A 20,435-nucleotide genomic window follows, 5' to 3' on the forward strand; every position below is an offset into this window, starting at 1 on the left:
GCCGACGGTTTGCCTGCGCCGCGGACCGCCGCGACGAGTACCACAATGCCGGCTATCCCGATGATCAGCAGGTAGTCCACGTCCGCCATCCCCCGTCCACTTCCGTCTCCTTGGTCCAAGGAGACACCCCGCCCCTCCGGCACCCAGTCCCCCTGTGGGGAGGTGCAGAGCTTGGGCGTCCCGCGAAAGCCTAGCGGCGGGCGGCGGCCCGTCAGTCGCCCGTCCGCCGACCGTCAGACGGCTGCATCTCGCGCACAGAGCCGCGCTCGGCCCCCGGAACGATGGGCACCGGCCTCCTTGCGGATCAGCCGCACCGGATCGGCCCGGTGTTGAGGCGGTAGGTCACTCCGCCCCGGACCAGGGAACCGCTCACGGTGATGCATTGCCCCGTCGAGTCGAACCAGGTGTACAGCGGCCCGGCGAAGTAGTGGTAGTTGGCTGGATGCTCCTTCGGCGGGTCGACGGCGTAGTCGCCGCTCTCGTCGAAGACCGCCAGGGTGATGTGTGAGGCGAGGCCGTCATAGGGGCTGGACCAGAACTTCACGCAGTTCTGTTTGGTCGAGCTGTTCCAGTAGGTGCGTGCGTAGCCGCCCCCGTTGCGTCCCGCGGGACTCTTGGCCCAGTACGTGATGCCGTCCCAGCTGCCGGTGCACTGCGCGGCGGCCGGGGCCGCCTGGGCGGTCGGGGAGACCACCAGGCCGAGCAGCAGCGTCATGACGCCGACGCCCAGCAGATGTGGCGTTCGCAACCGCTTCTTCAACCGCTTCATCCGCATCTCCTGGTGGTCCGATGCCGTCGACCCGGTTCGTCCAGGTCGTGCTTGGTACGCTCCGCCCCTCATGGTCCGCGCGCCCGACGTTTCACGAAATCTCCACCGGTTCGTGTCAACCGGCCGAGCCCGCCGTCCCGCGGCGCCCATCCCTCTCGGTCCGCCACCTCCGGGCCGCCGCCTCCTGGCGGGGAGGCGGCGGCCTTCAGAGCGTCAGCACTCGCGCAGGCCCGGCGCGGGGTCGACCGACGTGTGGACGTCCACGGCCGCGACGTTGCCCCACTGGCCGTTGTCCAGCTGGGTCCAGTACCAGACGTTGTTGCCGCCGGCGTGCTGGTCACCGCGGCCCCAGCACTGGAACCAGCTGGGGCTCGTGTTCAGCGGCCCCCGTACCGCGGAGTTGTACCGGCGGTGCTCGTAGCCCTTGGCGCCGACCCGGTTGCCACACCACAGCTTGCCGTCGGCGCGGACGCCGCATTCGGCGGCCGCGCTCTTCCCGGTGGCGGGCGTCGCCTGGGCGGGTCCGGTCACGGTGGTCATGCCGGCCGCCAGTGCGACCGCGGCGAGACCCAGGGTGATCTTCTTGCGTGCGGACATGTCTTCTCCTCGATAGGGCTCCCTCGGGAGCCGGTTCACGGGTGTGTGTGGTCGGTGGTGCGGGCGGTACTCAGGGGCAGGTGCGTACGCCGTCCAGCCAGGCGGCGCCCCTGATGTAGATGTTGGTGATCCACGCCCCGTACTCGGGCAGGTAGGACCAGGCGTCGTTGGTGTAGCCCTCCGCCGTCACCGGTTCGGCGTGCTTCTGGCACTCGACGCGCACCGTGGTCGGGCCGGGGAACCGGTGCACCCGCGGGCTCGTGGTGGACGGCTCCTCGTGGGTCCACACATCGGTGCCCCAGGTACTGAACGTGCCGGGAGCCGCCGCCGCGGCGATGCGGACCGCTCCCGCGTAGTCCCCGCCCAGCCGTACGTCGCTGACGGTGATCCGGGTGCCCGATTCCCGGGCCTCGACCATCTTGCCCGCGCCCAGGTAGATCGCGATGTGGTGGACGGAACCTCCCGACCCCCAGGCCAGCAGGTCCCCCGGCAGCAACGGCGCCGTCCCCTCGGCAGCCGTGAAACGCTGCTGCACCTGCGGCGAGTGGAACTGGTGGTACGCGTTGCCGGGCAGCGGGTCGCCGCCGGCCGCGCGGGCGTAGGCGTACCGGACCAGTCCCGAGCAGTCGAAGCCCAGCCGCTCCGGGTCGTGCGCGCTGTCCGGGTCGCTCGGGTCGACCTGACCGTACGTCGGCCCCGGCTGCGGCCCGTGGCCGCCGCCCCAGGTGTACCAGGTGCCGATCTGCTCGCATGCGGCCCGAACGGCGCCCTGCGCCACCACGGAGGCTCCCGGGGTGAGCACGCCGCACGACCCCGCCGCCTTCGGCGCCGGTGCTGCGGCCGCCGGGGCGCCGAAAGTCCCTCCCCAGGCGGCCAGGACGGTCACCGCCGCCACCGCGGCGGCCGCCACCTTTCTCCCCATCGCCATGTCCTGTTCCCCCGTCCCCCACGCGGTGTCCCGCGGGTCGTCGTGCTCGTCGTGGTGTGCACCGGCGTGCCCGTCGTACGGAGCACGGACCGACCGTCCGACCGTCCGTACGTCCGTACGTCCGTCCATCCGTCCGTCCGTCCGTCCGCCGGGCACTACGAGACTGTGCCCCGCCACCCCTGCCTGTCGAGGAAGCGCGGGTCGACCACCAAGACGGGAAACGGGAAACCCCCGGGAAACCCCCTCTCACCAGCACCTTTGAGCAGTCGTCAAAAGGGCGCACGGTGGTTCGTGGCGCCGGCGCGCCGCGACGTCGGCCGACCGCGGTGCCGTACTGCACCGCCCAGCCGGGTTCTTTCCCTCGCCGTCGAGTCCGAGAGGGAGCTGTTGGGCCGCCCGCGCCGCCGTAGGCCGCCCGCAGGATGCCGTCGCGCTCATCACCACCGAGACGCGTCGAGGGCGCCGCTGAGACAGCGGCGCCCTCGATGCGGTGAGCCAGAAGGATCAGGCGCGCACGGTGTACCACGCACCGAGGCCGTTGCAGCCGCGTGCGTCATAGGTGGTGCTGCGGTAGCCCGCCGGGATGGGCGAGTAGGGGCAGGTCCAGATGCCGTTGCGGACGAGCTGGTGGAACCAGGCGCCGATGCCGCTGCAACCGCTGCGGTCGTAACCGGTGGTCACGTACCCCGACACGACCGGCGAACCGGCGCAGGTCCAGATGCCGTCACGCGCGAGTCGGTGGAACCAGGCGCCGACGCCGCTGCAGCCATTTCGGTCGTAGGCGGTGATGACGTACCCGGTCACGATCGGCGAGCCGCCGCAGGTCCAGATCCCGTCGCGAGCGGGCACCTGGAGCCAGGAACCGGCCCCGTTACAGCCGTTGCGGTCGAAGGCGCTGATGACGTAGCCGTCCGGAACGGGCGTTCCGGGGCAGGTCCATCCACCCACCGTGGCCTGCGATTCACTGGCCGCGGCGCTCGCCGTACCGGCGACGGTGCCGGCAAGGACGACGGTCACGAGCAAAGCGACTGCTCCTGCAATCGCGGCGACCCTGTTTCGGAAGGCCATCAGCGCCGCGGAGCTCCACGAGCGCCGCACATGGTGAAATATGCTGCTCAATTCACACCATCCCTAGAACCTGGCAACGGAACGAGGGTCACCTTACTTGTGGATCGTGTGAAGAAAAGATGTGAATACCGAAAAGTAAACAACTTGTCCTGAAACAAACAGCGTTGCCGTCGGCGCCGCATCAAACACGGCAGCACGGCAGCACGGCAGCACGGCTGGTGGGCGGGGCGGGGAGGCCCTCGGTGACGTGCCGCGCCGGGCGCGCCGGGACGCCAGATGTCAGCCGGCGAAGGTACGGCGATATCGCGACGGGCTGGTCCTGGTCAGCGCCGTGAAGTGCACGCGCAGCGACTCCGCAGAACCGAAACCACAGCGGTGTGCGATGTCGTCGACGCCGAGGCGCGTGGTTTCGAGGAGGACGCGGGCGCGGCTGACGCGTTGTGCGGCGATCCAGTTCATGACGCTCGTGCCGGTCGCGGTGAGGAACCTGCGGCGAAGAGTCCGCGTGCTCATGTGGTGGTGCCGGCTGATCGTCTCCAGCGAGAGCGGCTCGTCGAGGTGCGCCAGGATCCAGGTGATCACGGCGCTGATCTCGGAACGGCCGCCCTCCGGGAGGGGCTCGATGAACTGGGCCTGTCCCCCTTCACGGTGTGGCGGACTGACCAGGAACCGGGCCATCGCGTTCGCGGTCGCCTGGCCATGGTCGAGGCGTAGCAGGTGGAGGCACAGGTCGGCTCCGGCAAGGATGCCGGCGGAGGTGAAGACGCCGGTGTCCTCGACGTAGAGCTCTGCCTCACGGATCGTCACCGACGGGTAGCGGTCCCCCAGCAGCTTTGCCCAGTGCCAGTGGGTGGTGACGTTGCGACCGTCCAGGATTCCGGCGGCGGCCAGGGCGAACGCGCCGGTGCAGATCGACACCATGCGGCTGCCGCGGTCGTACGCGTCACGCAGCCGCTCGACCAGCTCGGCGTCCGGAGGTGCGGTGGGGTCTTCCACCCCGGCGACGATCACGGTGTCGGCGCAGTCCAGCCGGTCAAGCGGTTCGATCCCCTGGGGCACCAGCGCCCCCTCCGTAGAAGGCGGGCCCGCCAGGGTCAGTTGGTAGGGGGTGCCGCAGGGTGTGGAGGTGGCGAGTTGGTCGGGCCAGCGGCCGAACACCTGCTGCGGAATGGCGACATCCAGGGGGACGAAGCCTGGCTGCACCACCACTGTGACCTTGGCCTTGGCCGGATCCTTGGAGTCATTGTCCACATGGCCATCGTACGGAGGTCTCATCCCCTCCTAGCGTGTTCGCATGACTGCGACGAGCGAATCCCGAGAAGAGCGACGCATGCACGGCGTGACCGAAACGGTGAACGTGCTCTTGCTCGACACCCTGCCCGACGAGATCGGTGAGTGGCCGCGGACGCCGGCCGCGGAGGCGGCTGTCGCCTTCGCCGCCGAACATTCGCCCGCCTACCTGCTCAACCACTGCATACGCAGCTTCTTCTACGCCCGCAGCATCGCCGCTGCCAAGGATCTCGTCGCCGGGACGGACTACGACGAGGAGACGCTCTTTCTCGCCACGGTGCTGCACGACATCGGTCTGACCGGCGAGGGACAGGGGCCGAACCGGTTTGAGGTGGACGGTGCCTTCCGGGCCGCCCGCTTCGCACGCGATCACGGTCTGTCCGATGCCGCCGCCGAGCTGATCTGGGACGCGGTGGCGCTGCACACCTCTTCCGGGATCGCGGTCCACAAGCAACCGGTGGTCGCCCTCGCCCACCTCGGCATCGGTGCCGACGTCTTCGGTTTCGGCGTCGAGGAGTTGGACCGGGCGGTGCTCGACGCCGCGCACTCGGCGTTCCCCTGGCTGGATCTGCGTGAGCGGATTCTTGAGGAAGTGGTCCACCAGATCGATCAGCAGCCGTCGAAGTGGTCGCCCATGTCGTTCGTCGACGACGTGTACCGCAAGTTCCGGCCGGACAACGCCTTCCCCGGTCTGGACGAGATGTGCGCTGCGCCGACAGTTCCGCACTGACGGGCGACCGGCCTCGGCCTGCCCCTCCCCCGGGCCCCCGAGGGGAACCCGTGACGGGCGACAACTCAGCCAGACGTTGATCTGCCGTGGGTTTTCGGGGAGAGTCCGTGATCATGGAGTTCTTCTGCTTTCACCGCGACCGCCCCGGGTCACTTCCTCTGCGGATGGAGCTGCTGGAGCAGCACTGGTCCTACATGGACGGGTACGAGAAGGCGATGATCGCCCGCGGGCCGACCTTCGCCGCCGACGGCGAGACGCCCAGTGGGAGCGTCCACGTCGTCGACCTCCCGGACCCCGCCGTCGCGCGCGCGTTCGCCTTCGACGAGCCCGGCTACCAGGCCGGCGTGTACCGGGACGTGCTCCTGCGGCGGTGGCGCAACCTCCTGGGGCGCAGCATGTGGGACTTCCCCGGCGGCTCCTCCGGCGGCAACCGCTACCTCGTACTCGGCCTCGGCGCGGGCACGCCCCTCGACCTCGTCGTGCCGCCCGGCCCGGACGAGCTGATCGCGTACGGGCCGCTGCTGTCCGACGACGCGGCCGACTGGTTGGGAACCGCCGCGCTGGTGCGGGCTCCCCATGCAGGCATGGCACGCACGGTGCTGAGTCCGGACGGGTACGCCGCCGTCGAGGTCCACGAGTGGGAGTTCGGTGGCCGCAGATGAAACCCGGCGCCACACCGTCCGGCGAACGGCCCTGCCCCCGGACGCGCACAAAGCGGACCTCCCGCCGCCGGACGGCGCCAAGACCGCTCCTGCTCGACCGGCTGACCGGCTGACCGGCTGACCGGCCTGGAACACTCCATCGCCACCGCGCGGGATCAACTTCGGGGACGGAAGTCCAGCATGGAGAAGACCTTGTCGTAGCGGCGTGCGCCGACAGCGACGAAGTCGGGCAGGCGACCGTATTCGGTGAAGCCCAGCGACCGGTAGAGGTGCAGGGCGTGGGTGTTGTCGCCACGTACGTCCAAGGTGAGGACCTCTATGCCCGCGTCCCGGGCGTCGGCGATCAGGGCGCCGGTCAGCGCCCGGCCGACGCCACGACCATGGACAGCAGCATCCACCGCGATCTTCTCCAGATCGGCGTGCGGCCGGTGAGTGGGCCGGGCGTAGCGGAGCCAGTACCCCAAGCCGACCAGACGACGGTCGAGGTACGCGGCGCGCAGGGCCCCGTCCCCGGCGTGGGCCGCGGAGACGACGTGGTCGAGAAGTTCCGCCACATCTTCTTGCGAGGGGGGTTCGACCCAGCCCAGCGCGGCACCTCCGCGGACCAGGGCCGCCAGGATCCGGTGGGCCGACTCCACCAGGGCGGCATACAGCTCCGGATCGGAAGTCAGCTCCACGGCGTCGAGGATGGTGAGCTCGGTGGTCTCACCGCTGGTCATGGCTGGATTCATGACCGACAGCCTAGACACAGATGGTCACCCAGAGCTGCTGTCCCTCTGCAGGAAGATGCGAGGGACGGACCCCGCCTCACCGTCGGGATCGCGTTGCACCGTCATGAGCCGGCCGTCGGGTAGCGGCACGTCGTACGAGCCGTGCCTTCGGCCCTGTCGGAAAGCGGTGGCGAAGGCTTCCCCGCCCAGGACTTCGCCGGCCCGCACGGTGGCGCGGTCGACGTCGTCGCGTTCCGCCGCAGGCAGCGGGGCGCCGACCGACTCGCGGGCGGCCGCGGCCGAACCGAGGAGACGGGCTGCGTCGGTGGGGCACCCTGCGAGGGCCAGGGCCCCTGCCGTGCCCTCCAGGGCGAGCGCGAGCGCCCGGGGGTCGCCGGCCCTTCGGGCCGCATCCAGGCCCTCCAGGTGGAGGGCCAGCGCGCGCCCGGCATCGCCGCACTGCTCGGCAACGAAACCCAGCTCCGCCAGGATCAGCGCCTCCCCGCTGGCAACGCCTTGGCGCCGGTTCCATTCGAGCCAGGGCTGCAGGTGGCATTCGGCCGTCTCGAACTGACCCGTCCTGCGGGCCCCGAGGGCGAGCCCCGTCTGCGCGAACTGTTCGGCGGGCCGGTGGCCCTGCTCGGCGGCCAGCCGCCGCGCCCGCTCGTGCAGCTCCGCAGCGGAGGTGAAGTCGCCGGTGAGCAGCGCGATCCGGCCCAGTCTGGACAGGCGGAACGACACGTCCGTCCAGAGCTGGAGTTCCTCCGCGACGCGCACACCGTCGCGGTGCAGCCGGGCAGCCTCCTGGTAGTCGCCCGAGATCTCGGCCAGGACACCGAGCTGTTCGGCGGCTTGGAGCTGGCCCCATCGGTCGCCGATCCGCGCGAAGCGGGCCGCGCTGTCCCCGGCGTCGTTCCTGAGCGTGGCGAGGTCACCCCGGTAGAGGGCCTCGGTGGCGCGGGTGCTCTGGGTGGCGGCCATGCCCCAACGGTCGTCCTGGGCGCGGAACTCGGCCAGCAGGCCGGCAGTCCGGTCCCGCTCGCCGGGTGCGGCGCCGAACCCGCATCGAGCGAAAGCGAGGAACCATCGGGCCCGGGCGTCAGCCTCCCCGTACTTTCCCTCGTCCTCTTCGTTCTCCTTTCTCGCACCCGCCAGCTGCGCGAACGCGGCTTGCCGCGCGAGCGCACTGCTGCGGGCCCCGGAGGTGGCGAGGCCGGGGGAGCTCAGTGCCAGGGCCAACGAGTGCCGGGCCTCGCCGAGCCGGCCGCGCAGGAACCAGTACCAGGAGAGGGAGTTGACCAGACGGACTGCCAGGTCGGCGGTGTCGTCGGCGCCGGTGGCCGCCTGGGTGAGCGCGCAGCGCAGGTTGGCTCTGTCGGTGTCGAGCCGGTGCAGCCAGTGGCGCTGGTCGGGGCCGTACAGCAAGGGCTCGGCGCGCTCGGCCAGCTCCGTGTAGTGGTCCAGGTGCCGTCGGCGGACGAGCCGGGTCTCTCCGGCTTCGTCGAGCCGTTCGAGGCTGTACGCGGCGACCGATTCCAGTGTCCGGTACCTGGGGCCGTCCTGGCCGTGCAGGACGGTGACCAGCGAGCGGTCGACCAGGCGGGTGACCACGTCGAGGACGGTGCCGGCCGGCACGTCCGGCGCCGCGCACACCTCTTCGGCGGCGCTCAGCGTGCATCCTCCGGCGAAGACGGCCAGTCGGCGCAGCACGGCGCGTTCGGGCTCGGTCAGCAGCCCCCAGCTCCAGTCGATCACGGCGCGCAGGGTGCGCTGGCGGGGTGGAGCGCCCCGCAGGCCGGAGTTCAGCAGCCGGAAGCGGTCGTCGAGGCGCTCGGTCATCTCGTGCACGCCCAGGGCCCGGACCCGGGCGGCGGCGAGTTCCAGCGCAAGCGGGATCCCGTCCAGGCGTTCGCACAGGCGTGCCACAGCGTCGGCGTTGGCGGGGCCGAGGGCGAATCCCGGGGAGGCCGCTGCGGCTCGCGCGGCGAAGAGCCGTACGGCGTCGGACTCCGGCAGCGGCTCGACCACGTGCAGCATTTCGCCGGGCAGCGCCAGCGGCTCCTGGCTGGTGGCCAGGATGCGCAGGCCGGGCGCGTGGCGCAGCAGATGCCCGGCCAGTTCCGCGACGGGCTGGACCAGGTGCTCGCAGTTGTCCAGGACGAGCAGCAGGCTCCGGGTGCCAAGGGCCCGGGCGAGGCGCTCCGCCGTACGGCCGGCGTGCGCGTCGCCGGGCCGGTCGCGGATACCCAGGACGTCGGCCACCGTGTCGGCCACGGCGTGGGCTGTTGTGGCCACGCCGTCGGGGTCCGCGGGCTCGGGGTCCAGTTCGACCAGCCAGACCCCGTCGGGGAAGGTATCGGCCGCGAGCGCGGCGGCCTCCAGGGCGAGCCGCGTCTTGCCCACGCCGCCGGGCCCGGTGAGGGTGACCAGGCGGCCCGACGTGAGCAGGGCCCGTACTCGGGTGACGTCCTGGCGCCTGCCGATCAGGTCGGTCAGGCCCGCTGCGGGCAGGTTCGTGCGGGGCGGGATGGTTGTGCTGTCGGCGGAGGAGCAGGTTGCGGGCGCCTGGGCAGGGGTGGCCGGGGGTCCGGTGGACGCCAGGGACGGGTCTTGGCGCAGGATTGCCTGGTGGAGGGTCGCCAGCTCGCGGCTGGGATCGAGTCCCAGTTCCTCGGACAGCCTCTCCGCGAGTCGGTGGTAGCTCTCCAGTGCCTCGGTTTGGCGGCCCGAGCGGTAGAGCGCACGCATGTGCAGGGACCGCAGCCCGTCCCGGAGCGGATGCAGGCGGACGAGTTCGGCCAGCTCATCCGCCAGTTGCCGGTGTTCGCCGAGCTCCAGTCGGACGCCGGCCAGTTCCTCCACTGTCGTCAGTCGTTGTTCGTCCAACTTCGTGGCGCTCGCGCGCGCGAAGGGCTCGTCGCGGAATTCGGCGAAGGCCGGCCCGCGCCATAACGCGAGCGCGTCCGACAGCAGCGACACCTGCTCGCGCGGGTTTCCGGTCCGGCGGGCCCGCGCCGTCAGGTCGGCGAAGCGGCCGGCGTCCAGGGCTTCGTCCGCGACCTGGAGCAGGTAGCCGGCCGGCCGGTGGACGACCAGGTCCCGGCCGCCGGGTTCGGCCTGCTCCAGCATCCGGCGCAACTGCGAGACCTTGGTCTGGAGGGAATTGGCCGGATTACGGGGCAACTGCTCGCCCCACAGGTCGTGGAGGAGGCGGTCCGTCGGGACGGGCCGGCCGTGGTGTGTCAGCAGGTCGGCCAGCAGGGCGCGGACCTTGGGCTCGCGGATGGTGACCGGGGCCTCCTCGTCGGTACGGACCTGAAGCGGGCCCAACACTTCGAAGCGCATGGCACCCACGCTAACTCCCCTGGCGACAGTGGCCGTGCGGGCCCCGTGCGCAGATCGTCAGCGGACCGTCAGAGGGCCCCGGCAGGGTGATCCCCGTCAGCAGGAAACGCACCGCCCGAAGGAAAGAAGCCGACCATGCCGAACCCGACGAACCCGCTGCACCCCACGAACCCGCTGCACCCGCCGCACGCCACGAGCCGGACGCACTCCGGCAACGGGAGGACCCTCTCCCGTGAGGTTCTGCTCGCCTCACGTCCTGTGGGCGAGCCCGCGGCGGAGGTCTTCCGGCTGGCCCGCACGGAGGTGCCGGAGCCGGCCGCGGGGCAGATCGTCGTACGCAACACCTGGATGTCGGTGGACCCGTACATGCGGGGCCGGATGGACGACGCGCCGTCCTACATCCCGCCCTTCCCGCTCGGCGCGCCGCTGGAAGGAAGCGCCGTCGGCGAGGTGGTCGTCTCGCGGTCCGAAACGGTGCCGGTCGGAGCGACCGTCTCGCACTTCCTGGGCTGGCGCGAGTACGCCGTACTGGACGCCGCGGCCGCCACCGTCATCGACACGGACATCGCCCCGCCGCAGGCCTACCTGGGCGCCCTGGGCACGACCGGCCTGACCGCCTTCGCCGCCCTGACGGAGGTCGCCCCGGTGCGGCGCGGCGACGTGGTGTTCGTCTCCGCCGCGGCCGGGGCGGTCGGCAGTGTCGCCGGACAGCTGGCCCGCAAGCTCGGGGCGTCGAGGGTGATCGGCTCGGCGGGCGGCCCGGAGAAGGCGAAGAAGCTGGTGGGCGACTTCGGATACGACGCGGCGATCGACTACCGGGCGGGCTCGCTCGGTGAACAACTGGACCGGGCCGCCCCGGAGGGCATCGACGTCTATCTCGACAGCGTGGGCGGCGACCACCTGCGGGCGGCCATCGGCGCGATGAAGCCCGGCGGCCACATCGCCCTGGTCGGCGCGATCAGCGGCTACAACTCCACGGGGCCGGCGGCGGGCCACGACCTGTTCCAGGCGGCCGCCAAGGAGCTCACCCTGCGCGGCATGCTCGTCAGCAGCTATTTCCACCTCTTCCCCGAATGGATCGGACGGGCGGCCGGATGGCTCGCCGACGGCACGCTGCACACCGAACAGACCGTGTTCGAGGGCATCGAGGCCGCTCCGGCCGCTTTCCTCGGCATGATGCGCGGCGCCAACACCGGCAAGATGCTCGTCCGGCTCGACGGGTGACCGCCATGACCGCCATGACCGCCATGACCGCAGAGGAGACGACGGGCATGACACGGCAGGCCCTCCTGGTCTTCGCCCACCCGCGCCGCGACTCCCTCACCGCGCAGATCGCACAGCGCAGCCGCGAACGTCTCATGGCCGACGGATACACGGTCGACCTGCTCGACCTGTACGCCGAGGGATTCGACCCCCGCACCGGCACCGAGGACGAGCCGGACTGGGCGGACCGGGACAAGGAGTACTCCGTCGAGGTCCAGTCCCACATGGACCGCATCGAGAGCGCCGACCTCGTCGTCGTGGTCTTCCCGGTCTGGTGGTTCGCCCTGCCCGCCATCCTCAAGGGCTGGATCGACCGGGTGTGGAACTACGGCTTCGCGTACGGCCGCAGCCGGCCCCGCCTCGCGGCCAAGCGGATGCTCTGGATCGGGCTGTCCAGCTACTCGCGCGAGCAGTTCACCGAAGCCGGCTGGGACGTCCTGATCCGGCGCCAGCTTCAGGTCGGCATCGCCGAGTTCTGCGGGATCAAGGACGCCAGGGTGGATTTCCTCCACAACTCCTTGAGCGCGGGCCCCCTGGGCATCGATGCGGCGGACACCGCGCTCGCCTCGTTCCTCGCGGCGCCTCTCGCGGGCCGGGTCACGCGATGACGCCATGTCCGCCGTACCTCCACCGAACGTCCGTGTGCTGCCAACCCGCCCTCTGAAAGGACCACCTCGCATGAACGCCCATCGCGCCCGCGCCCTCACCAACCCCGCCGGACTGCACGACCCCACCCCGTTCGGATACAGCCATACGGCCTCGGCACCCGGAGAGCTCGTCTTCGTCGCCGGGCAGTATGCCTCCGACGAGACCGGGCACGTCGTGCCCGGAGACTTCGCCGCACAGGTCGCACGATCCTTCGACAACCTCCGTATCGCGCTCGCCGGTGTCGGCCTCGGCTTCGAGCACGTCGTGCGGCTCGGCACCTACGTGGTCGACCACGACCCGACCAAGTTGGAGATCCTCGCCGCGGCCCTGCACGCCCGCTGGAGTGATTGCCCGCCGGCCCAGACCCTGGCCGGGGTCGCCTCCCTGGCGCTGCCCGGGATGCTCTTCGAGATCGACGCGGTAGCGGTCCGCCCGTCCCCGGCCCCCTGAGAATCCTGATGTGCGTGGACACGGCAGATGAGCACCTCACCGTCAGTGCGCCACACCCGACGCCTGCGAGGCCGGCCTCTCCTGTTCGGCCCCGGCATCATCGTCAGCTGTCGTCACACTTTCCCGTGGAACACGTGGAGGGGCCCTGGTGCCTATGGCACCAGGGCCCCGAAGGAACTGCTACACCATCTGCCGACCCTGATACTGCGCCGGCCTCATGTTTCCGCCGGCCCGACCTGGATGCTGTCGGGCGTGCGGGGATCGCTGATGCGTGACCGGAGACCACCTCACTATCGATGTCCTGCGGCACCCAGGCTCGTACGTGCTCGCCCGGGCGATCCTGATGGCGCTCGGCCCCTCCGTTCTTCCCTCTGAATTACTCACTTACCAAACGGGTACTGCGAACTGCACTCACTACGGGTACTGCCAATGCGTCAACTCGGTACTGCTCTCGGCAGCCCCTCATCACCGCGGGCCACCCGGTCCGGCAGTCAGTCCCGTCGCCGTCCTGCAACAACCCTGGCTCCGACACTCCACCACCGCACCGCACTGCACACTGCAACAACCTGTACTGCGGGTACTACTGCCCGGCAGTTCATCTCTGCCGAGCCCTGCTGTCTCTCTGGGCTACGAGAGAAACCATAACCAGAGAAGCAGGCAATGTCTACTCCAGCCGCTATAGATTTTCCTGTCTACCCCCGGGAGGTAATCCGGTCCCGTCGGATTGACCGGCTGGAGCCGGGGACACACCGGCCACCTACGACCACCACCGCGGGCACACCGCACCCGCAGGCGAACCATCCGCCGGCCGCGTCCCCGTCGCGGCGGTCATGAGCCGAGGGCTTCGGTCATCGTGTCGAGGTCGGCCAGGAGCGCCGCCAGCCGGCGCGCGGGGATGCTTTTGATCATGCGTTCTTCGATGGCGTAGACGGCGCTGCGGGCGGCGTGCAGACGCCGCTGACCGGCCTCGGTGGGGTGGATGGGCAGGGCGCGGCCGTGGTCGGTGCTGGTGGCCTGGGTGATCAGGCCTGCGTCCTTGAGGCCGCGCAGGACGACGTTGGCGGACTGGCGGGTGACGAAGGTGCCGCGCGCGAGGTCGGCGTTGGACAGGCCGGGCTGTTCGTCGAGAAGTTCCAGGCAGGAGTACTGCGAGACGGTCAGATCGTGCTCGCGCAGAGCCTTGTCCATGGCTCCGCGCAAGGCGGCAGAAGCCTTCTTGAGGCGATATCCCACATGCTCGGTGACGTCCTCGGCGGGATGGGGTGGGGGGACGGGCGCACGGTCTTCCATGTCAGCATTTTGACATATCGCAAACGCGGTGCCTACAGTCGCCTATGTCAATGTCCTGACATCAAAGCCCTCGCCGACCACCCTTTTGGAGACACCATGACCGCCACCGTCGAAGGCCCCGATTTCGTCGCCCTGCAGGTGCGGGACGTACCGGCCGCGGCAGCCTTCTTCGAGGAGAAGCTCGGACTGCGACGGGCCCCCGGCGGCCCGCGCCACGCGGTCGTCTTCGCCACCACCCCGATCCCGTTCGCCGTCCGCGAGCTGCTGCCGGACGTCGACCTGGACGACGTCGCACGTCCTGGCCTGGGCGTGGCACTGTGGCTGCGCACTACCGATGCTCCAGGGCTGCGCGAGCAGCTCGTCGCGGCCGGCACGCAAGACGTCACCCCGCTCCAGGACAGCCCCTTCGGGCCGACGTTCTCCTTCACCGGCCCCGAGGGCTACCGGCTCACCGTGCACGGAGGCTGACCGTGAGGGCCGCCGTCCTGACCCCCCGGGGCCCGTTCTCGCTCGCGGCGAGTCTGCGCTTCCTGGAAGGCTTCACCCCTGCCCCCTACGGGCAGGGACACGAACCCGTCCTGCACGCCGCTGTGACCGCCGCATACGGCCTCGAAGGCGAGGCGGCCTGTACGCCGGGACCGGTGCGCATCGCCGAGCGGTGGAAGCCGTACCGGAGCTGGGTCGCCTTCCTGCTGCGCGCTCACACCGACCCGCGCGTCTCCGGGCACGGCCACGGCTTCCACGCATCCGGGTAGGAGCCGCTGTGCGGCCGCCCGACCCTGTGCGTCAGGTGGCCGACATGACTGATCGAGACCTCTCTCGCCCAGACGACCGGACCGGGGGAACCGCCCGCGCCGGGACGGGAGCAGCTGTCAGGCGTTCGCCACCGTCGGCGTTCGCGCTGCCGCGCTCCGTGGCGAAGGGAAGCGAGCAGGGCGGAAAAATCTGTGAATCTTCGGGTGCCGAGGCAACCTTTCGGCCTTCGGCGACCACTCAGTGTGGTCCGGCCGGGTGGTCCGGTCAGATGCAACGGCTGAAGGAGAGCACAGAGATGTCCCCTCGCCCACCCACGTCATCGGCAGCGCCCCCCGCCGGCGGTAGTCGCCGGTCGTCCCGCTCAGCTGTCAGGGGGAGACGAAAGGCGGTGCATCGTAGCCGCCGGTTGTTCGCGCGTCGGGGTTTCTGGGCGGCCGTCGTCATGGCGGTCGTGGCCGGCTTCGTTGTCGTGATCAACACGGCCTCGGCGGGAACCGTGGATTCAAAGGCTTGGTACGTGCTGGTCAACCGCAACAGCGGCAAGGTGCTGGATGACCGCGCCTTCGCCAAGAACGACGGCGCGGCGGTGGTGCAATGGGGCCGTCACGGCGGGGCCAACCAGCAGTGGCGGTTCATCGACGCGGGTGATGGGTACTACCGGCTGCAGAACCGGAACTCCGGCAAGGTGCTGGACATCCACAACTGGTCGAAGACCGCCGGCTCCGACATCGTGCAGTGGAGCGACCGGAACACCACCAACCAGCAGTTCAAGGTGGCGGACTCGTCGGACGGCTACGTGCGGTTGATCAGTCGCTTCAGTGGCATGGCCGTCGAGGTCGACAAGGCCTCCAAGGCTGACGGGGGCGACGTCGTCCAGTACCGCGACTGGGGCGGCGCCAACCAGCAGTGGCAACTCGTCCCGGCCGGGAGCACCGGCAGCGCCGCCACACCCACCGCGACGGGCGGCAGTGCTTCGTCGTCGCCTTCCGCGGCTGGTGGCGGCAGCTCGACGCCACATTTCATGGGCGGCAACAAGGTGCTCGTCGGCGGCTCGATGTCCGACGAGTCGGCGAACGCCGCGCCCTTCGACGTGCGATACGCCTATGTGCACAGCCAGCCCGCGCCCTCGTCGGACTACTATGCGGCGGCGAAATGCAAGGATGAGTGGAAGAGCTGGTGGGGCTGCTGGCAAGGCAGCACCACGCCCCCCGGCAACTACGTGACCTGGTGGAACGGCCAAGTGGCCAAGACGACCTACAAGGGCAGCCCGCGCCCGCAGAAGTTCTTCTGGACCTGGTACTCACTGCGTGACCTCGGGGATCTGGCAGGGCATGGCGACGGGCCGGGCGAGGTCGAGGCCATCAACAGGGCCGACCTGCTCACCCGGTACATGAACGACTACCGTTTCTTCCTCCAGAAGATCGGCAACTCGGACAACATGATCGACCTTGAGCCTGATTTCTGGGGCTACGTCCGGTCGCTCGGCGATCCGCACAAGGTTGCCGCGAAGGTCTCGGCCGCCAATCCGACGGACTGCGGATCGCAGGAGAACAGCGCCGCCGGGCTTTCCCGCTGCCTGATCTCGATGGCGCACAAGTATGCGCCGCACACCACCGTGGGGTTCCACCTTTCCTGCTGGGACTGGCAGAGCAACATGCAGGGATGCGTCAAGGACTACGCGAACCTGGGCGCGAAGGACGCCGACTTCCTGGTCGCCGATGTGTCGGACCGTGATGCGGGCTGGTACGCGAAGCCGGAGCACGGCGGCTACGACAACTTCTGGACCGACCAGAAGGCCACTGCCCAGCTGGGGTTCTACAAGACGATGGCCGAGTCGGTGGGCAAGCCGGTGGTCCTGTGGCAGATCCCTGTCGGCAACATGGCGCAGAACAACACCCTCAATCATTACAAGGACGACAAAGTGGACTGGTTCTTCGCGCATATGGACCAGGTGGCGAACGCGCACATCGCCGGCCTGCTGTTCGGTGCGGGGCACGGGGAACAGACATCGGTCGAGACCGACGGCGGAAACCTGATCAACAAAACGATCGCCTACCGCAACTCGGGGGGTGCAGCGCTCAAGTAGGCGCAGGTGCGCAGCCGGTCGGCCCTCTCCCTGACGGGGCCGGGTTCGTCCTCTTCGTCGGGCCGAGGACTTCCCGGCTGGTGCCGGCCGGCTGCCGTCGCGGGCACCAGCCGAGGATGCCTTGGAGGTCAACGGGTGTAGTGACGTCCGGCCCATACCGGCAGGACCAACCACAGGGCGGCCAGCCACAAGGCGATCACTGCGGTGAGTACGAGTGCGAGGGTGTCGTCGACGGCCATGCGCAGCAGGAGCAGCAAGGTCAGGATCATGGTGGCGGCGAGCATGGCGAGTCCGGTCCGGGTCATGCGGGAGGCCAACGTGACGGTCTGGGGTTTGATACGCCGCCCGGCGACAGTGCGGTGGAGGGCGACCGGGCCGATCAGCGTTCCGGCCGTGGCGGCGCCCAAAGTGACGGCAGCGATGTAGAGGGCGCGGTCAGTGTCGCTGAGAGAAGCGAAGACGGGCTGGAAAACGGCGATGAGCAGCACGCCGAAGAGGATCTGGATGCCGGTCTGGGCCACTCGTAGCTCTTGGAGAAGGTCCAACCACATTCTGTCCGCGCGTTCCTCCGGGCTCTCCTCGCGGCCGCGGCGCTGGAGCGGAAGCCTGTCCGAGGGGTGCGGACTGCCGGACTGCTGTGGCGCCATGGCCTCACTCTCCGGTTTGCACGATCCCCCGTACCCATTTTGCCCATTTTCGGCATACTGGACACGCCAGCCGGCCCGCCGACTGCCTTCCGAAGGAAACCGCAGGTGGGGAACACCGCGCGCCACCACACCGCGCCGCGCCGTCACTCCGTGTTTGTATGTGTCTGAGACGGTGGGCTCAGTGGAGGCAGAAGCAGAACGGATGACCTGCCGGGTCCGCGTAGATTCGCCAGTTGGCCTCGGGACGCAGCTGGTCCGTACGCTCCAGCACCGTTGCCCCCAGAGCAACCGCCCGTTTCTCTTCCGCGTCGAGGTCATCCACGTCGAAGTCCAGGTGGAGCTGCTGCGGCCGCGTCTGACCGGGCCACTCGGGCGGCCGGTAGCCGTCCACCCGCTGGCAGGCCAGGGGCGTTCCTTCGAACCCGTGCACCTCGACCCAGTCGGCATCCTCCGGGTCCGCCACCACGTGCCCGCCCAGCAGTTCCGCGTAGAACTGCGCGAGCCGTACCGCATCGGCGCAGTCCAACGCGACCGCCTGGAGCTTTCGAATCACTTGCGACACTCCTTGTCCCTCGGGAACGTCTGCCCCTCCCCTACGGCAGGGCACTACCCGGGCGCCGCAGCGGGCATGCGTGGCGGTCCACAGCTGAGTTTTCGCGCTCCGGCCGGCTGACTGACCCACCTCCCGCGGGGGCAGCCGCAGCCGCGGCATGGCATCTCGGGCGGCGAACATGGCCACCATCGACCGCTGACCGCTGACCGCTGACCGCCGGCACTACTGGCTGGCGACCGTCACGCGGGTGCACTGCCGGACGTGAGGCAACCCTCCGCAAAAACCCGTTGGGCGCCGCACGGCGACCACTGCTAACCTGCCCGAGGCCGTGCGAGAGAACAAGGAGGTGGTACCCGTGAACGCAGTATCGACATGGGTGCTCCCCTCCGGGGTCACGGTCGGGCGATAGGTCGTCCGGGAGCGCCGTTGCAGAGCACTCCCGAAAGGCACGACCATGCAATTCACTTCTGAACAGCGTCTCGACGACGGCGTCCTCGAACGCGAATTCACCCTCGGTGAGATCCCCGGGGTCCTGTGGACGCCCGGATCCGCACAGGCTCCGCTGATCCTGATCGGCCATCCCGGCGGCTTGCACAAGCGACTCCCCCGGCTGGTGGCCCGGGCCCGGCACTACGCGGCGCAGTACGGCTTCGCGGTGGCCGCCATAGACGCCCCCGGGTGCGGGGAGCGGCCCCGTTCCGCCGCCGACGAACAGTTTCGCGCCGACCTCCGCCGGGCGGTACAGTCCGGCGAGCCGGTCGACGAGATCGTCGATGCCTTCATCGTCCCGCTGGTCGAAAAGGCGGTCCCGGAATGGCGGGCCACCCTGGACGCCCTCCTTTCGCTGCCCGAGATCGCCGGCCAGGTCGGATACGACGGGATGATCGCCATCGGCATTCGGCTGGCGGTGGTCGAGCCGCGCATTTCGGCCGCCGCCTACTTCGGCCAGACTTTCGTGCCCGACACCCTGCGCGAGGAGGCCCGGCAGGTCACCATTCCCCTGCAGTTCCTCATGCAGTGGGACGACGAAGGGATGGAACGGCAGCCGGTCCTGCACCTGTTCGACGCCTTCGGCAGCAAGGAGAAGACGCTGCACGCCAATCTGGGCGGGCACGCGGGTACCCCGTGGTTCGAAGTGGACGACGCGGCCCGGTTCTTCACCCGACACCTGAATGAGGCCGGGCCGTCAGGTCGGCCTGAGGCTCTACCGCCTCTTCCGGGAACGGCCGCGATGATGTGATACCCCTCTGAGGCGAGGCGGAGGGTGAGCGCCCGGCCGATTCCATCGGTGGCGCCGGTCACCAGGGCTGCGCGGGGCCGTCGGGTGGCGGTGTGCAGCATCTTTCCTGGATGTTCCGGCCCGCTCACCTCTCCGCCTTGGGGGCCGTGGCCGGCGAGTAGAGGAACGAGATGCGTTCCATGACGTTCTGGCGCCGGGTGTTGTGGAAAGCGGCGATGCGCCACGCGCCGTCGGTATCGCGGACCAGCGTGTACGTCTGGACTTTGGAGAGGTCCTTCTTCGCGGGCCTGCTGCCCGAGTAGTTATCGCCGCGGCCGGTCAGGATCGCCACGTCCTTGCCGAGGAAGCGCAGGTCGAGGTAGCTCGCCGCCAGCTTGGTGCCCTTGACGAAGTCCTTGAAGAGCGCGCGGTGCCCTTCGGTGATGTCCTCGCGGCCCTGGTAGTGGCTGCCGACGTAGGTGGTGTACGTGGCGTTCTCGGTGAACTGGCGCCCGTAGGCGTCGGCGTCGCCGTTGCCCCATGCCTCGGTGAGGGCGTCGAGGGTCGCGCAGATCGCCTCGCCGTCGGCGCGGTCGGCGCCGGCGGGGATGACCTCGGTGCAGGAATCGGCGCCGGCGTTGCGGATGCCGGAGGTGGATTCGAGGTAGAGGTAGGCGCCGCCGGCCGCGAGCACCAGCGCAGCGCCGGCGGCGAGGCCGATGCGTTGGACGGTGCGGCGGCGGGGGGTCTTGCTCCGGGCGGGGGTGCTCATGGCTGCCTCTTGCCTTTCAGGTGGGTTGACTACACTCGTGCAGCAACTGCGTCGACACACTATCTGCACATGTGCATTATCTGCATGCATGCAGATACTTGGCAAGCGAAGGAGACGGTCATGGCTGATGCCAGGCAGGACGGCCACAGGGCCGGGCAGGGATCCGGCGGGGAACAGGACGCGCGGCGGGCGGTGTTCCGCGAGTACATCGACGCCGTGGGACTTCACGGCACGGCGGGTGCCGAGGCGGCCGGACTGCAGGCTTCCGAGTGGTACGCGCTGAGCCGGATCACCCTTGCGGGCGGCCTGACCCCGGGTGAGCTGGCCACCGCCACCGGCCTGACCTCGGGCGCCACCACCCGACTCATCGACCGGCTGGAGCGCGCAGGGTACGTACGCCGGACGGCCGATCCGACCGATCGGCGCAAGGTGATCGTGGACGCCGTTCCCGGCGCTTTGAGCGCGGTCGAGGGCCTCGTGGGCCCGGCACGACGCCGTATCGCCGACGTACTCACCCAGTACACGCCCGAGCAGCGCGACCTGCTCTTCGACTACTTCGCGCGTGCGGCACCGGCGTTCCGTGAGGCTACGGAAGAGATCCGGGCGGCGTCCCGGGCCCGGAGCGAGGCCCCCCGGTAATCACCGGGGACTC

Annotated in this window: 21 protein-coding genes; 10 read left to right on the forward strand and 11 right to left on the reverse strand. The window is 69.9% G+C overall.

Annotation, left to right across the window (positions count from 1 at the left end; all coding sequences use genetic code 11):
* Nucleotides 1–304 precede the first annotated feature (304 nt).
* The 5 genes from AMK16_RS00505 to AMK16_RS00525 form a co-directional block, all read right to left on the reverse strand.
* The gene (locus AMK16_RS00505) at nucleotides 305–769 is read right to left on the reverse strand and encodes a hypothetical protein (protein WP_242438489.1); all 465 of its coding nucleotides are present in this window, start codon (nucleotides 767–769) and stop codon (nucleotides 305–307) included.
* A 213-nt stretch (nucleotides 770–982) separates the two neighbouring features.
* Entirely contained in the window at nucleotides 983–1,366 is a 384-nt protein-coding gene (locus AMK16_RS00510; protein WP_073907074.1) for a hypothetical protein, read from the reverse strand.
* A 70-nt stretch (nucleotides 1,367–1,436) separates the two neighbouring features.
* Nucleotides 1,437–2,423, reverse strand: a complete 987-nt coding sequence (locus AMK16_RS00515) for a C40 family peptidase (protein WP_242438490.1) — start codon at nucleotides 2,421–2,423, stop codon at nucleotides 1,437–1,439.
* A 375-nt stretch (nucleotides 2,424–2,798) separates the two neighbouring features.
* Nucleotides 2,799–3,311, reverse strand: coding sequence for a hypothetical protein (locus tag AMK16_RS00520; protein WP_242438491.1), 513 nt, complete (start codon nucleotides 3,309–3,311; stop codon nucleotides 2,799–2,801).
* 330 nt (nucleotides 3,312–3,641) lie between these two features.
* Entirely contained in the window at nucleotides 3,642–4,613 is a 972-nt protein-coding gene (locus tag AMK16_RS00525) for a GlxA family transcriptional regulator (RefSeq protein ID WP_242438492.1), read from the reverse strand.
* A 43-nt stretch (nucleotides 4,614–4,656) separates the two neighbouring features.
* On the opposite strand from AMK16_RS00525, the gene AMK16_RS00530 reads away from it, so the two are divergent.
* Entirely contained in the window at nucleotides 4,657–5,382 is a 726-nt protein-coding gene (locus AMK16_RS00530; protein ID WP_079191230.1) for an HD domain-containing protein, read from the forward strand.
* Nucleotides 5,383–5,495: 113 nt separating this feature from the next.
* Nucleotides 5,496–6,044: a YciI family protein gene (locus AMK16_RS00535; protein WP_073910048.1), complete on the forward strand. Its 549-nt coding sequence runs from the start codon at nucleotides 5,496–5,498 to the stop codon at nucleotides 6,042–6,044.
* Nucleotides 6,045–6,199: 155 nt separating this feature from the next.
* Here AMK16_RS00535 and AMK16_RS00540 read toward each other — a convergent pair whose 3' ends face one another.
* Together AMK16_RS00540 and AMK16_RS00545 are read right to left on the reverse strand one after the other, a co-directional pair.
* A complete protein-coding gene (locus AMK16_RS00540) occupies nucleotides 6,200–6,775 on the reverse strand; it encodes a GNAT family N-acetyltransferase (RefSeq protein ID WP_443333520.1) in 576 nt (191 codons plus the stop codon).
* 24 nt (nucleotides 6,776–6,799) lie between these two features.
* A complete protein-coding gene (locus AMK16_RS00545) occupies nucleotides 6,800–10,099 on the reverse strand; it encodes a BTAD domain-containing putative transcriptional regulator (protein ID WP_073907085.1) in 3,300 nt (1,099 codons plus the stop codon).
* Between the two features lie 135 nt (nucleotides 10,100–10,234).
* Here AMK16_RS00545 and AMK16_RS00550 point away from each other — a divergent pair, with 135 nt between their 5' ends.
* The 3 genes from AMK16_RS00550 (at nucleotide 10,235) to AMK16_RS00560 (ending at nucleotide 12,460) form a co-directional block, all read left to right on the forward strand.
* A complete protein-coding gene (locus AMK16_RS00550; protein ID WP_079191231.1) occupies nucleotides 10,235–11,323 on the forward strand; it encodes an NADP-dependent oxidoreductase in 1,089 nt (362 codons plus the stop codon).
* A 5-nt stretch (nucleotides 11,324–11,328) separates the two neighbouring features.
* Nucleotides 11,329–11,970 (forward strand): NAD(P)H oxidoreductase, encoded by a 642-nt coding sequence (locus AMK16_RS00555; protein ID WP_242438493.1) that lies wholly within the window; start codon nucleotides 11,329–11,331, stop codon nucleotides 11,968–11,970.
* A 70-nt stretch (nucleotides 11,971–12,040) separates the two neighbouring features.
* A complete protein-coding gene (locus tag AMK16_RS00560) occupies nucleotides 12,041–12,460 on the forward strand; it encodes a RidA family protein (RefSeq protein ID WP_073907088.1) in 420 nt (139 codons plus the stop codon).
* A gap of 828 nt (nucleotides 12,461–13,288) precedes the next feature.
* Here AMK16_RS00560 and AMK16_RS00565 read toward each other — a convergent pair.
* Nucleotides 13,289–13,750 (reverse strand): MarR family winged helix-turn-helix transcriptional regulator, encoded by a 462-nt coding sequence (locus tag AMK16_RS00565; protein WP_073907091.1) that lies wholly within the window; start codon nucleotides 13,748–13,750, stop codon nucleotides 13,289–13,291.
* 96 nt (nucleotides 13,751–13,846) lie between these two features.
* Here AMK16_RS00565 and AMK16_RS00570 point away from each other — a divergent pair, with 96 nt between their 5' ends.
* The 3 genes from AMK16_RS00570 (at nucleotide 13,847) to AMK16_RS00580 (ending at nucleotide 16,592) form a co-directional block, all read left to right on the forward strand.
* Nucleotides 13,847–14,218 carry a VOC family protein gene (locus AMK16_RS00570; protein WP_073907095.1) on the forward strand — a complete coding sequence of 124 codons (372 nt, stop codon included), beginning with the start codon at nucleotides 13,847–13,849 and terminating at the stop codon, nucleotides 14,216–14,218.
* A gap of 2 nt (nucleotides 14,219–14,220) precedes the next feature.
* Nucleotides 14,221–14,505: a hypothetical protein gene (locus tag AMK16_RS00575; protein ID WP_073907098.1), complete on the forward strand. Its 285-nt coding sequence runs from the start codon at nucleotides 14,221–14,223 to the stop codon at nucleotides 14,503–14,505.
* A gap of 443 nt (nucleotides 14,506–14,948) precedes the next feature.
* Nucleotides 14,949–16,592, forward strand: a complete 1,644-nt coding sequence (locus tag AMK16_RS00580; protein ID WP_073910056.1) for an RICIN domain-containing protein — start codon at nucleotides 14,949–14,951, stop codon at nucleotides 16,590–16,592.
* Nucleotides 16,593–16,720: 128 nt separating this feature from the next.
* On the opposite strand, the gene AMK16_RS00585 is transcribed toward AMK16_RS00580, so the two are convergent.
* On the reverse strand, nucleotides 16,721–17,113 hold the full coding sequence (locus AMK16_RS00585; protein ID WP_443333521.1) for a DUF6328 family protein: 393 nt from the start codon (nucleotides 17,111–17,113) through the stop codon (nucleotides 16,721–16,723).
* Between the two features lie 304 nt (nucleotides 17,114–17,417).
* Complete coding sequence (locus AMK16_RS00590) at nucleotides 17,418–17,792, reverse strand: VOC family protein (protein ID WP_073907103.1); 375 nt, start codon at nucleotides 17,790–17,792, stop codon at nucleotides 17,418–17,420.
* Nucleotides 17,793–18,246: 454 nt separating this feature from the next.
* Here AMK16_RS00590 and AMK16_RS00595 point away from each other — a divergent pair, with 454 nt between their 5' ends.
* Entirely contained in the window at nucleotides 18,247–19,032 is a 786-nt protein-coding gene (locus AMK16_RS00595) for an alpha/beta hydrolase family protein (RefSeq protein ID WP_242438494.1), read from the forward strand.
* Nucleotides 19,033–19,156: 124 nt separating this feature from the next.
* Here the strand turns inward: AMK16_RS00595 and AMK16_RS00600 are convergent, their stop codons facing one another.
* On the reverse strand, nucleotides 19,157–19,783 hold the full coding sequence (locus AMK16_RS00600; RefSeq protein WP_107417023.1) for an SgcJ/EcaC family oxidoreductase: 627 nt from the start codon (nucleotides 19,781–19,783) through the stop codon (nucleotides 19,157–19,159).
* Nucleotides 19,784–19,903: 120 nt separating this feature from the next.
* Between AMK16_RS00600 and AMK16_RS00605 the strand changes: the two genes are divergently transcribed.
* The gene (locus tag AMK16_RS00605; RefSeq protein WP_073907107.1) at nucleotides 19,904–20,422 is read left to right on the forward strand and encodes a MarR family winged helix-turn-helix transcriptional regulator; all 519 of its coding nucleotides are present in this window, start codon (nucleotides 19,904–19,906) and stop codon (nucleotides 20,420–20,422) included.
* Nucleotides 20,423–20,435: the final 13 nt, after the last annotated feature.

This window comes from Streptomyces sp. CB00455, assembly GCF_001905445.1.
GTDB lineage: Bacteria > Actinomycetota > Actinomycetes > Streptomycetales > Streptomycetaceae > Streptomyces.

Bases quoted from the DNA above. Each gene is read 5' to 3' on its own strand.
- AMK16_RS00505 (WP_242438489.1), bottom strand. From the start codon at position 769: ATGAAGCGGTTGAAGAAGCGGTTGCGAACGCCACATCTGCTGGGCGTC.
- AMK16_RS00510 (WP_073907074.1), bottom strand. From the start codon at position 1,366: ATGTCCGCACGCAAGAAGATCACCCTGGGTCTCGCCGCGGTCGCACTG.
- AMK16_RS00515 (WP_242438490.1), bottom strand. From the start codon at position 2,423: ATGGACGGACGTACGGACGTACGGACGGTCGGACGGTCGGTCCGTGCT.
- AMK16_RS00530 (WP_079191230.1), top strand. From the start codon at position 4,657: ATGACTGCGACGAGCGAATCCCGAGAAGAGCGACGCATGCACGGCGTG.
- AMK16_RS00535 (WP_073910048.1), top strand. From the start codon at position 5,496: ATGGAGTTCTTCTGCTTTCACCGCGACCGCCCCGGGTCACTTCCTCTG.
- AMK16_RS00540 (WP_443333520.1), bottom strand. From the start codon at position 6,775: ATGAATCCAGCCATGACCAGCGGTGAGACCACCGAGCTCACCATCCTC.
- AMK16_RS00545 (WP_073907085.1), bottom strand. From the start codon at position 10,099: ATGCGCTTCGAAGTGTTGGGCCCGCTTCAGGTCCGTACCGACGAGGAG.
- AMK16_RS00550 (WP_079191231.1), top strand. From the start codon at position 10,235: ATGCCGAACCCGACGAACCCGCTGCACCCCACGAACCCGCTGCACCCG.
- AMK16_RS00555 (WP_242438493.1), top strand. From the start codon at position 11,329: ATGACCGCCATGACCGCCATGACCGCAGAGGAGACGACGGGCATGACA.
- AMK16_RS00560 (WP_073907088.1), top strand. From the start codon at position 12,041: ATGAACGCCCATCGCGCCCGCGCCCTCACCAACCCCGCCGGACTGCAC.
- AMK16_RS00565 (WP_073907091.1), bottom strand. From the start codon at position 13,750: ATGGAAGACCGTGCGCCCGTCCCCCCACCCCATCCCGCCGAGGACGTC.
- AMK16_RS00570 (WP_073907095.1), top strand. From the start codon at position 13,847: ATGACCGCCACCGTCGAAGGCCCCGATTTCGTCGCCCTGCAGGTGCGG.
- AMK16_RS00580 (WP_073910056.1), top strand. From the start codon at position 14,949: ATGGCGGTCGTGGCCGGCTTCGTTGTCGTGATCAACACGGCCTCGGCG.
- AMK16_RS00595 (WP_242438494.1), top strand. From the start codon at position 18,247: ATGCAATTCACTTCTGAACAGCGTCTCGACGACGGCGTCCTCGAACGC.
- AMK16_RS00600 (WP_107417023.1), bottom strand. From the start codon at position 19,783: ATGAGCACCCCCGCCCGGAGCAAGACCCCCCGCCGCCGCACCGTCCAA.
- AMK16_RS00605 (WP_073907107.1), top strand. From the start codon at position 19,904: ATGGCTGATGCCAGGCAGGACGGCCACAGGGCCGGGCAGGGATCCGGC.